The organism is Lacinutrix cladophorae, from assembly GCF_053604645.1.
The window spans coordinates 493373-505457 of the sequence record NZ_JBSHNR010000119.1 but is presented as its reverse complement, the minus strand read 5'-3'; the positions used below and the strand labels follow the sequence as shown (position 1 = coordinate 505457).

The window sequence follows — 12085 nt, the reverse complement described above, 5'->3', positions numbered from 1 at the left end:
AAAAAAACGACTCTAAAATTAGAATCGTTTTTTTTTAAATCTGTGGTTAAGTATATGTTTATTGTTTAACTAATTTTTTTGTCGTACTACCTGTAGAAGAAATAAATCTTACTAAATAAACTCCTTTAGATAACCCTGAAATATTTAATTTGTTTTGGCTTGAAGTAATGTTTTGTTGTTTTATTTTTTTGCCTAAAACATCGTAAACTTCTACCGAAATATTTTTGTTCGTTTGTATAGTAACTGTGTTTCCGTTGGTAGGATTTGGGTACATTTTAATAGTATCTACAGTTTCAAATTCATCTACAGAAAGAATACTTGACCAAATGGCTTGCACATATTCTGGATGATTTATAAATGGGTTTGCATTGCCTTGATACGCATATGCAGCATTATTTCTATCTATTTCTTTTTGACTTACGCCATCTTGAAGGTGCCAAGAATATAGTAAGTTTATATACCAAGTTTCATAAAATTGATCACTTGTACCATTAAGCATATTGTTAGCAACTGTATGGGATGACCAACCTGAATCATTCCAGTTATCTTCGTATCTAACCGCAAAATATAGTAACATTCTAGCGATATCTCCTTTAAACTCATCAATTGGCTCAAAAACGGTTCCAGAATAACCAGGAGAAATACAATTACCTAATTTAGATCCGTTTTGTGTTGGGTTAGATATGTTGCTTTGACTAACTAAACTTGTACCTACTTTACCAAAAGGGTAATTATTTCGAAAACCATTAACTCTTCCATCTGTTGGTATTACATGATGAATATCTCCACGCATAGGATTTTTAGAGTCAAAAAAACCTTGAGGAAAAATATGCTCTCTATTATAACAATCACTTTCAACAGAATAATTTCCACAAGCTTGTCCTGTAGCAGAACTACCATCTGTATCATGTGCAAAGTTATATGGGTCTGTAGCAGAAGGATTTTCGGAATACATATCTAAAACGGTATTATCGTTTTCGTAATACGAATCGTTATCGGATGTTTGATACGCAATATACAAGCTATTAGAGTAACCATGATCTATATGACCATTCGTAATAATAGTTTTTAATTGTGTTTTTAAAGTGTAGCCAGTTCCGGTAGCATTGTCGTAATAATTTGAAGGTATTTGCGCAGAAACGGTAACTGTTAATAATAGTAATAGTACGGTGTAAAATTGTTTCATTATAATTTATTTTTTCTTTTCTAATAATGCCATGTAAAATCCATCAAACCCAGATTCGTAGGATAATATTTTTTTCTCTTTAACAAAGGTAAAATCTTTTCCCGATTCTGATGTTAAAAAAGCTTTAACTTGATCTTGGTTTTCGGAAGGTAATATAGAGCAAGTAGCATAAACTATTTTTCCTCCGGGTTTTACCATTCTTGAATACGAGTTTAAAATTTCAGCTTGTGTTTTTCTAATTTTTTCTAAAAATTCGGGTTGCAATTTCCATTTGGCATCTGGATTTCTACGTAGTACCCCTAAACCAGAGCAAGGAGCATCTATTAATACTCTGTCTGCTTTATCATATAATTTCTTAATAGGTTTGGTTGAATCTATTACACGCATCTCTATGTTGTGTGCTCCAGCTCTTTTTGCTCTACGTTTTAATTCTTTTAATTTATTTTCATAAATATCCATTGCAACAATTTGCCCTTTATTTTCCATAAGTGCAGCAAGGTGTAATGTTTTACCTCCAGCGCCAGCACAAGTATCTACAACTTTCATGCCTGGTTTTACATCTAGAAATTCGGCAACTTTTTGTGAAGAACCATCTTGCACTTCAAAAAAACCTTTTTTAAAAGCTTCTGTTGTAAAAACATTTGCTCTTTCTCTTAGTTTTAAAGCATCAGGATGATTTTTAACTTCATCAGTTTCAATATCTAAATCTGAAAGTTCTTCTTGCAGTTTTTCTTTAGTAATTTTTAAAGTATTAACACGTAAAACAACGTCTGCTTGTTGGTTTAAAGCAGTAATTTCTTTAGTCCAGACGTTTTCACCTAATTCTTTAGTAGCAATTTCGTCCATCCAATCAGGAACGGAAGCGGCAATTTTTCTAATTTTTGAAAATTCATCAAATCTACCTTTTATTTTTCGTTGTGGAGTATTTTCAAAATACTTCCAATCTGGTAGTTTTATCCCTTTTAAGGTTCCCCAAACAGCAACTAAGCGCCAAACGTCATCACGAGAAAAAGGTTCTTTTACTTCAGCAATTTCAGCGTACAGACGTTTCCATCGTACAATATCGTAAGTAGTTTCAGCAACAAAACCTCTGTCACGACTTCCCCAGCGTTTATCACGTTTTAGTAATTGTTGTACTACTTTATCTGCATACTTACCTTCATTAAAAATTAGTAATAAACCATCAACAGTTGCAAAGCATAAATTTCTGTGTAATCTCATAAATATCTATTCAGTTGTTTAGTCTTAAAATTTAGGAATCTATAGGCTAAACTTTTAGAACATGCAAAGGTATGATTTTAGAAACAATTATAATTATTTCTTTATTATTTATAGATATTAATTTTCACATTTTATAGTTGATAATGTAAAACAAAAAAATAAATAAAGTAGCGCAAGTTTTTTTTCTTTTACGCATCTAAAGATAAATAACTAAAATTTAAATACATGAAACGTATAATTACTCTCACATTATTTTTGTTAATATCTATGACTTCTTTTGCGCAAGATTTATATGATATAAATACTATTCAAACTATAGAAATAGAATTTGCAGAAAGCAATTGGGATGCTTTATTAGATGCAGAAAAGGCAGGAGATAATAATTACACAGAAGCTACCTCTGTTACTATTAATGGCACTGTTTTTAATCAAGTTGGTGTTAAATATAAAGGGAATAGCTCTTATAGTGCCAATCAAACAAAGAATCCATTCCATATCGAATTGGATACTTATATCGATCAAGATTACCAAGGCTATAAAGATATTAAGTTAGCAAATGTGATTTTTGATCCATCTTTTGTTAGAGAAACTGTGGCTTATAATATTATTAACCAATATATGGATGCCCCACAAGCGAATTATGCAAACGTTTATGTAAATGGTACCTTGATTGGTTTATATACTAATACTGAAGCAATTACTAAAACATTTGTAGACAAGCATTTTGGTTCTAAAGACAATGCTTTTTTTAGTTGTAGTCCACCGGATGGTGCAGGGCCACAATCTACAAGTTTACCTAACTTAGAATACTTAGGGACTAATTCTTCAAGTTATGATGATGCATATGAGATTAAGTCGGATGATGATACAGATCCTACAATAGCAGAAGCACATTGGAATGATTTAATAGAATTAACAAGTATATTAGATAGTGATATTACAAATATTGAAAATGTGATAGATGTAGATATGGCGTTATGGATGTTAGCACTAGATAATGTATTGGTAAACCTAGATAGTTATATCGGTCAGTTTAAACAGAACTATTATTTATACAAAGATGATAATGAACAATTTAATTCTGTAATATGGGATTTAAATATGTCTTTTGGAGTTTTTAGCATGACAGGGGAAACATCTAGTGGACCGGGAGGGCCAGGTGGACCGGGAGGACCAGGACAGACAGGAACTTTGAATTCTACCACAGAGAAAGCAGAATTAGATCATCTATTACATGAAAACGATGCTAACTTTCCTTTGTTTTCTAAGCTAATGGAAGTGCCAAAATATAAAAGAATGTATTTAGCACATTACAAAACTATTTTAACAGAGAACATTAGTAATTCGAACTACTTAACATTAGCAAACGACTATCAAGCAATTATTGCAACTGCAGTTGCAGCTGATACTAATAAGTTTTATACAGATGCACAATTTACAGGTAATATTAATACGGATTATAATGTAGGCGGAAATACTGCTCCAGGATTAACAAATTTAATGGCAGCAAGAAGTAGTTATTTATTAACCGAAACAGATTTTACAAATACACAACCTACTATTAGTAGTGTTATACCTTCAGATTCTGCACCTTTAATAGGAGATACTATAACAATTACGGGTTCTGTTACAGATACAAATACGGATGCCGTTTATTTAGGCTATAGAACAGATGAAACGATGCCATTTACAAAAGTTTTGATGTATGATGATGGCGCACATAACGATGGTGCTTCAGGTGATAACAACTATGGTGTTGCTGTAACAATAGATACAGATTACATGCAATATTATATATATGCTGAAAATAATAATATTGGAGCTTTTTCACCAGCAAGAGCCGAATATGAGTTTCACTCTATTGAAGCAACTTATTTAACATTAACACCTGGAGATTTAGTAATTAATGAAATTATGGCATCTAATGTGGCAACCGTTACAGATCAAGATGGCGAATATGATGATTGGTTAGAATTGTATAATAATAGTTCGGAAACCTTAAGCTTAGACAATCTGTATTTATCGGATGATCCAGAGGATTTGTTAGTGTGGCAATTTCCTTCCGGTTTAACAATAGCACCAGATAGTTACTTAATTGTTTGGTGTGATAAAGATGATGATCAAGATGGTTTACATGCAGATTTAAAGTTTTCATCTGGTGGAGAAAGTGCTATATTATCTTATGCAGATGGAACTGTAATAGAGAATATTACATTTGGATCGCAAACCGATGATATGGGCTATGCAAGAGTACCAAACGGAACAGGAGAATTTATTATTCAAGAACCAACGTATGCAGCAAATAATGAAACAGTAGATACCAGTTACCCTACATTAACACCTGGAGATTTAGTAATTAATGAGATTATGGCATCTAATGAAACTACCGTTACAGATCAAGATGGGGAATATGAGGATTGGTTAGAGTTATATAATAATAGCTCAGAAACCTTAAGTTTAGATAATTTGTATTTATCAGATGATCCGAATGATTTATTGGTTTGGGCATTTCCTACTGGTTTAACAATAGCGCCAGATAGTTATTTAATTGTTTGGTGTGATAAAGATTTAGATCAAGACGGTTTACATGCAGATATTAAGTTTTCGTCTGGAGGCGAAAGTGCCATTTTATCGTATACAGATGGTACCATAATAGAGAATATTACTTTTGGTGAGCAAACCGATGATATGGGGTATGCAAGAATACCAAACGGTACAGGTGATTTTGCTATTCAATTACCAACTTACAACGCTAATAATGATTCTTTATCTATAGATGAAGTAGATTTTAGTAATCATTTAAAGTATTACCCAAATCCTACAAATAATATAGTAACGATAGTTAATGGTGCTTATACTATTGAAAATATTGAAGTATATAATATTCAAGGTCAATTATTACTAGAAAATAAGTATGTAAATGCGAATACGCTAGTAGTAGACTTTTCTAATTTTTCAAAAGGAATGTATTTAATACATATTAATAATAGTAGTATTTTAAAAATCATGAAAAATTAGAAGTACCGCTTAGCATCTTTTCCCTAAAATAGATGTTATATTTTGATTAATAGCAGGAAAGGCTTTATGATTATGTCATAAAGCTTTTCTATTTTTATAGAAAATTGATATTTATGAAAAAAGCAATATGTTTTATTGTATTCACTATTTTAGTAATAGGAATTGGAGGTTGTGGTATAAAAAATAAATACGAACCTGTATCCAAACCAATACATAAAAATTTTTCGAAAGTAGAAATGGAAACTCTTTTGCAAGATGCTAGTTTAAATGTTAGGGCTATCGATATTAATGAAGGTAGTGTAGTTGCAGCGACTTCTAATGGAGAAATTTATAGAAGTATTTTAGAGGATATGAATAATTTCGAAGAAGCTAATTATTTTTCAGAATTAGAGGATTCTATAAAAAACAACTTTAGATCTATTGCTTTTCAAGCGGATAAAACATTCTCATTATCTATAGCAAGTCCAGCAAGATTGTATAATGAAGGAGAGTTAGTTTATCAAGAAAATCACCCAAAAGTATTTTATGATGCCTTAGATTTCTGGAACGACCAAGAAGGTATTGCCATTGGTGATCCTACAGATGATTGTATGAGTATTATTATTACACGTGATGGAGGCAATACTTGGAACAAAATATCTTGTAGCGATTTACCAAAGGCTAAAGTAGGAGAAGCAGCTTTTGCAGCAAGTGATACAAACATAGCGATAGTTGGAAACAAAACTTGGGTTGCAACAGGAGGAAAGGCAAGCAGAATTTTATTCTCACCAGATAAAGGAAAGACTTGGGAAGTTTTTGAAACGCCTATAATACAAGGTTTGGAAACTACAGGAATTTATTCTGTTGCTTTTTATGATGAAGATAACGGTTTTGCTATTGGAGGTGATTATACCAAAGCAGCAGATAGCTCTGCTAATAAAATAAGAACTCAAGATGGAGGAAAAACATGGCAGTTAGTAGCTCCAAATAAAAGTCCGGGGTACAGAAGTTGTGTACAGTACATGCCAAATAGTAGTGCTAGAGTATTAGTAGCAGTTGGTTTTAAAGGAATCGATATTAGTAACGATGCAGGAAATACTTGGAAACATTTAAGTGATGAAGGTTTTTATACGCTCCGTTTTTTAAATGACAGTATTGCCTATGCAGCAGGAGCAGGACGTATTAGTAAATTAAGTTTTAAAGAATAGATGTACACAAAAAAACAGCCAATGTATGTTGCAATTGGCTGTTTAAATGTATTAAAAAAGAAAAGTTCTAGTTTTTTGAATCGTTTCTTTTTTTGTATTCATTAAACATTTTTCGTTTAAAGTTATCTTCAGTATTTTTTAATAGTAAGGTTTTTTTAGCAGAAAGTACTTTTCTTAATGCCAACTTATATTTATCGTTAATGTTATTTCGTTTTAAGTTTAATGCTTCCATTTCATCTAATAACTTCTGTGCTTCATTTTCAGATAAAGTTTCAAAATTAATATCTCTTTTCTTACTGTGATATTCACTTCTTATATTTTGAATTTGCTCTTCGTACGTATTATACACTGGCCAAAATTTCTCAGCTTCTGTGGTTGATAAATTTAAGTTTTCTGTAATATAAGCCACTTTTAAAGCTTTTATTTTATCTTCTCTTTCTTTTCTGTCGTTTTGTGAAAAAGTAGTAACAGAAAGAAATAATATAAATAATGTAATAATTGATTTTTTCATTGCTATTGTTTTATTCTGTATATAAGTCGTTTATTTCTAGGTTGTTATTTAGGTATTCTTGCATTGCTTCGTCAGAAAAACTAATAGTATTAAAATCTTCTTCTAAAAGGTCAACGTTGGTAAATAAAGATGCTAAATCATCGGTGCTATAATCTTCATTAAGTATGTAGTTCTCTACTGTTTCAAGAGATAAAGAGTCATAAGTTGCTTTTGTGTTTATATTCGAAAGGTTAAATAGTAGTGCTATTACAGCTGCAATACTAGATATATAGATGATATTTCTTTTACTAAATAACGGGATTACTTTTGCAGATTCTTCCTTATGAACCTTTGTTAAAATAGTATCTTCTACATTTTTTAAATAACCTTTTGGTATCGTGAATCCAGAGTTTGTAACTTTCTCTTTCAACTTCGCTTGACTTAATATAGACGCTTCAAAGTTTTCCAAATAATTTTTTGGAACTTTAAAGCCGGATTCTTGTATGTTTTTTAAATCTTTATTCATCACAATTTTTAGACTCTTTTTTTTTATAAAGGTTTAATTGTTACTTATTTATTAGTTAAATAGTTTTCAATCTTTTTAACAGCGATATGGTAGGATGCTTTTAAGGCACCTTCACTGGTTTCTAAAATTTCGGACATTTCACTGTATTTTAAATCTTGAAAATATTTCATATTAAATACTAGTCTTTGTTTTTCGGGAAGTGTTGCAATGGCTTGCTGTAATTTTAATTGTATTTCATTGCCTTCAAAATAAACATCTGACTGTAAATTATTAATCGCTAGCGTTTGTGTTTCTTCGTTAGTGATCTGTAATCTTTTTGCGTTTTTATTTATATGTGTTATAGCTTCATTAGTCGCTATTCTATACATCCAGGAGTAAATTTTACTGTCTCCTTTAAAATTATCTATATTTTTAAAAACTTTAATAAACGTATTTTGTAGTACGTCATCTGTATCATCATGAGATTTTACTATATGACGAATATGCCAGTATAAACGCTCTTTATATTGCGAAACCAACTCTTTAAAAGCCTGTTCTTTAGAGGTTTTAGATTTTAATTGTTGTAAAAAAACGGTTTCGTTTAGCACAGCATTAGATTAGTTATCATTTATTAGACTTATTAATTTACAAAAAGTTTAAAATCGACACAAATTTTTTAATTAATTGAAAAATACTTGATTTTTTTTATTTCACCATGTTGTTGAAAATCAATGTAATATAGTTTGAATCATCGATAAAACGCATGATTTACAAGTTGAAATGCATTTTTTTTTGGTTTGTATATTTATTTACTATATATTTACACCATCAAACCTACTTAATGTTAGTCGCCCCAAGTCTAACATAAACAAAAAAAAAGCTAGAAGAAATTCTAGCTTTTTTTATTTAAATATTTTAATTCTACTCAAAGCTTTGCATTTCTACAAGCTTATTATAAACGCCGTTTTTATTCATTAATTCTTTATGTGTTCCTTGTTCTGCTATTTCTCCTTTTTGCATCACTAAAATTTGATCCGCATTTTGAATGGTAGAAAGTCTATGTGCTATTACAATGGAGGTTCTGTTTTTCATCATGTTTTCTAATGCCACTTGCACTAAACGTTCGCTTTCTGTGTCTAAAGCAGAAGTTGCTTCATCTAGAATCATAATTGGCGGATTCTTTAAAACTGCTCGTGCTATACTTAAACGTTGTTTTTGTCCGCCAGAGAGTTTTCCGCCAGAATCACCTATATTGGTTTCTATGCCTTTAGGTAGGTTTTTAACAAATTCCCATGCATTTGCAATTTTTAAAGCTTCAATAACTTCATCCTCTGAAGCATTTGGGTTTCCTATTAATATATTGTTTTTTACGGTTTCATTAAATAAGATAGAATCTTGCGTTACTAAACCAATTAAGCTTCTTAAAGATTTTTTGGTAAGGTTTCTAATGTCTTCTCCATCTATAGATATGTTTCCTTCGTTTACATCATAAAAACGAGTAACAAGATTAGCAATGGTAGATTTACCACTTCCAGATTGTCCAACAAGAGCAATCGTTTTTCCTTTTGGTACGTTAACGGTAAAGTTTTTAAGCACTAAATCTTCTTCATATTTAAAGGAAATATTATTAATAGTTATAGCTTTTGTGAAATCGGTTTTAATAATGGCTTTTGGTTTGTCTTCAAGAAGGGAAGGTGTTTCAATAATTTCTAATACACGATCTGCTGCAGCATTACCAGCTTTTACTTTATAACTAGCTTTGCTAATTGCTTTTGCAGGTGTTAAAATTTGGTATGCTAGAGCCATGTAGGTAATAAAAGCTCCACCGGAAAGGCTCTTGTCTATTAAAACCATACTTCCTCCATACCATAATAATGCAGCAATAGTTGCTATACCTAAAAATTCACTTGCAGGTGAAGCTAAATTTTGTCGGTTTAATAAGGTATTTGAATAATTATAGAATCTATTCGTAGATTCTTGAAATTTAGTATTGAAGCGATCTTCGGCATTAAAACCTTTTATTACTTTTAAGCCACTTAATGTCTCTTCTAATGTAGATAAAAACACACCCTGTTCTTGTTGAACTCTTCCAGATTTTTTCTTTAAGCTTTTTCCTATTCTAGAAATTATTAATCCAGCAACAGGAATAAAAACAAACACAAAAATGGTGAGTTTCATAGAAATGGTAAACATGGTTACAATTGCAAATACAATGGTTAATGGCTCTTTTACTATTAGTTCTAGAACAGCTAACAAGGAGTTTTTTACCTCATTAACATCACCAGAAATACGAGCTATAATATCTCCTTTTTTCTTTTCAGAATAATAAGAAATAGGTAAGGTTAGTACTTTATTGTAAATAGAATCTCTTAAATCTTTTAAAACACCATTTCTTAAAAATGTTATAAAAAATAGGGCGAGATAATTGAAGATATTCTTGAGTAAAAACAAACTTATGATTAAAATAATCATATATAACAAAGTTTGTTGAGGTCCTTCGTTTTCGTTCGTTGTTGTTACAAAATAATTTAAATAATCTTCTCCATAGGATTTAATTTCTGTAATTCCTTGATAAACAGGTTTGGTGTTTAATTTTTTAGTTTCCCCAAATAATACATTTATCATTGGCATTAAAGACACCATTGCTAAGGTGCTAAATAAGGCGTAGAGTACATTAAAGAAAATATTGAGGTAACCGTATTTTTTATACGGAATTATAAATTGAGAGATCTTTTTTAAATAATCCATTAATTAAGTTGCAAATCTTTAATGATTGCTTCTAACTTATTTTTCAATTTTTGTTCCGTAGCCTCAAATGCTGACACATTGTCTAGGCTAGTGTTTACACTAATATAGAATTTAATTTTAGGCTCAGTACCACTTGGTCTTAATGCTATTTTACTTCCATCTTCTGTATAATATATTAATACATTAGATTTAGGAACGTCGATGGTTGTTTCTTTACCAGAGATTACATCTTTAGTTGTAGATAATTGGTAATCTTCAATTTTAGTAACTTTAGATCCATTTACTTCTTTTAAAGGATTTTCGCGCGCATCAATCATCATTTGTTTAATTTCTTGCGCACCTTCTATTCCTTTTTTAGTTAAAGAGATTAAATGTTCTTTATACATACCATGTTTTACATATAATTTAATTAATTCTTGGTATAATGAGCTTCCATTAGCTTTTGCTTGTGCTGCAATTTCTATAGCCAATAAAGAGGATGTATTTGCATCTTTATCTCTAACAAAATCACCTACCATATAACCAAAGCTTTCTTCACCACCACCAATAAAATCTTGGTTTGGGAAGTCTTTAATCATTTTAGCGATCCACTTAAAGCCAGTTAAAACAATTTTACAATCTGTATTGTAAGATTTTGCTAATGCAGCAACCATTGGTGTAGAAACGATGGTTGTAGCAATAAACTCTTTACCATTTAATTTGTTACTGTCTTTCCATTGTTTTAGTAGGAAATCGGTCATTAAAACCATAGTTTGATTTCCGTTTAGAATAATCATTTTACCGTCTAAATCTCTAACAGCAACACCAAGTCTATCTGCGTCTGGATCTGTACCAATTACAATATCGGCATTTGTTTTGTCTGCTAATTCTAAAGCCATTTTTAAAGCTTCAGGTTCTTCTGGATTTGGAGATTTAACGGTTGGGAAATCACCATTTGGTACCCGTTGTTCTTCCACAACATGAACGTTTTTATACCCTGCTCTTTCTAATGTGTCTGGAAAAAGTGTGATAGAAGTACCGTGTAAGGATGTAAATACAATGTTTAAATCGTCTTTCGCTTTCGCGGAAGTTTCAAAGCTTCCATTTTTAATGGATGCATCAATAAATACATCATCGACTTCTTTACCAATATATTTTATTAGCTCTTCGTTTGCTTTAAATTTAATTTCCGCATAATCTAGATTATTAATTTCTTTAATTATTTCGGAGTCTTGTGGCGGAACTAGTTGTCCTCCATCTTGCCAATATACTTTATAACCATTATATTCTGGTGGGTTATGAGATGCTGTTAATACAATACCACTATGACAATTTAAGTGTTTTAATGCAAAGGAAAGTTCTGGAGTAGGACGTAAGTCTTCAAATAAAAATACTTCAATATTATTAGCCGAAAAAACATCCGCTACGACTTTTGCAAGTGTTTTACTGTTGTGCCTACAATCGAAGGCTATTGCAACTTTAAGTTTTTCTCCAGGAAATGCTTGGTGTAGGTAGTTACTTATACCTTGTGTATTTCTACCTAGCGTAAATTTGTTAATTCTGTTGGTGCCAATCCCCATGATGCCACGCATTCCTCCTGTACCAAATTCTAAATCTTTATAAAAAGCTTCTTTAAGTTCTTTTGGATTGGTAGCAATTAAGTCTTTAATATATGTTTGAGTATCCGCATCAAATGCAGGTGTTAACCATTTGTTTACTCTGTTTAATAATTCTGGTTCTATGTGTATCAT

General features: G+C 31.0%; 9 protein-coding genes. 2 read left to right on the top strand and 7 right to left on the bottom strand.

Annotated elements, in window-relative coordinates:
- Window positions 1-58: 58 nt before the first annotated feature.
- Window positions 59-1186, bottom strand: coding sequence for an endonuclease (locus tag ACVC3Y_RS12615; protein ID WP_303423947.1), 1128 nt, complete (start codon window positions 1184-1186; stop codon window positions 59-61).
- 6 nt (window positions 1187-1192) lie between these two features.
- On the bottom strand, window positions 1193-2407 hold the full coding sequence (locus ACVC3Y_RS12610; protein ID WP_452227087.1) for an RsmB/NOP family class I SAM-dependent RNA methyltransferase: 1215 nt from the start codon (window positions 2405-2407) through the stop codon (window positions 1193-1195).
- Window positions 2408-2632: 225 nt separating this feature from the next.
- Here ACVC3Y_RS12610 and ACVC3Y_RS12605 point away from each other — a divergent pair, with 225 nt between their 5' ends.
- On the top strand, window positions 2633-5425 hold the full coding sequence (locus ACVC3Y_RS12605) for a CotH kinase family protein (RefSeq protein ID WP_452227086.1): 2793 nt from the start codon (window positions 2633-2635) through the stop codon (window positions 5423-5425).
- A gap of 113 nt (window positions 5426-5538) precedes the next feature.
- Window positions 5539-6612: an oxidoreductase gene (locus ACVC3Y_RS12600; protein ID WP_452227085.1), complete on the top strand. Its 1074-nt coding sequence runs from the start codon at window positions 5539-5541 to the stop codon at window positions 6610-6612.
- 67 nt (window positions 6613-6679) lie between these two features.
- Here ACVC3Y_RS12600 and ACVC3Y_RS12595 read toward each other — a convergent pair whose 3' ends face one another.
- The 5 genes from ACVC3Y_RS12595 to ACVC3Y_RS12575 form a co-directional block, all read right to left on the bottom strand.
- Window positions 6680-7123 (bottom strand): sensor of ECF-type sigma factor, encoded by a 444-nt coding sequence (locus ACVC3Y_RS12595; RefSeq protein ID WP_303423943.1) that lies wholly within the window; start codon window positions 7121-7123, stop codon window positions 6680-6682.
- Window positions 7124-7133: 10 nt separating this feature from the next.
- Window positions 7134-7628 (bottom strand): hypothetical protein, encoded by a 495-nt coding sequence (locus ACVC3Y_RS12590; protein ID WP_452227084.1) that lies wholly within the window; start codon window positions 7626-7628, stop codon window positions 7134-7136.
- Window positions 7629-7672: 44 nt separating this feature from the next.
- On the bottom strand, window positions 7673-8215 hold the full coding sequence (locus tag ACVC3Y_RS12585) for an RNA polymerase sigma factor (protein ID WP_303423941.1): 543 nt from the start codon (window positions 8213-8215) through the stop codon (window positions 7673-7675).
- Window positions 8216-8528: 313 nt separating this feature from the next.
- The gene (locus tag ACVC3Y_RS12580; protein ID WP_303423940.1) at window positions 8529-10355 is read right to left on the bottom strand and encodes an ABC transporter ATP-binding protein; all 1827 of its coding nucleotides are present in this window, start codon (window positions 10353-10355) and stop codon (window positions 8529-8531) included.
- Window positions 10355-12085 (bottom strand): phospho-sugar mutase, encoded by a 1731-nt coding sequence (locus ACVC3Y_RS12575; protein ID WP_452227083.1) that lies wholly within the window; start codon window positions 12083-12085, stop codon window positions 10355-10357. Before ACVC3Y_RS12575 ends, ACVC3Y_RS12580 begins: the two co-directional genes overlap by 1 nt.

Coding starts and splice junctions, on each gene's coding strand:
- ACVC3Y_RS12600 (WP_452227085.1), top strand. CDS start 5,539: ATGAAAAAAGCAATATGTTTTATTGTATTCACTATTTTAGTAATAGGA.
- ACVC3Y_RS12605 (WP_452227086.1), top strand. CDS start 2,633: ATGAAACGTATAATTACTCTCACATTATTTTTGTTAATATCTATGACT.
- ACVC3Y_RS12615 (WP_303423947.1), bottom strand. CDS start 1,186: ATGAAACAATTTTACACCGTACTATTACTATTATTAACAGTTACCGTT.
- ACVC3Y_RS12610 (WP_452227087.1), bottom strand. CDS start 2,407: ATGAGATTACACAGAAATTTATGCTTTGCAACTGTTGATGGTTTATTA.
- ACVC3Y_RS12575 (WP_452227083.1), bottom strand. CDS start 12,085: ATGATACACATAGAACCAGAATTATTAAACAGAGTAAACAAATGGTTA.
- ACVC3Y_RS12595 (WP_303423943.1), bottom strand. CDS start 7,123: ATGAAAAAATCAATTATTACATTATTTATATTATTTCTTTCTGTTACT.
- ACVC3Y_RS12590 (WP_452227084.1), bottom strand. CDS start 7,628: ATGAATAAAGATTTAAAAAACATACAAGAATCCGGCTTTAAAGTTCCA.
- ACVC3Y_RS12580 (WP_303423940.1), bottom strand. CDS start 10,355: ATGGATTATTTAAAAAAGATCTCTCAATTTATAATTCCGTATAAAAAA.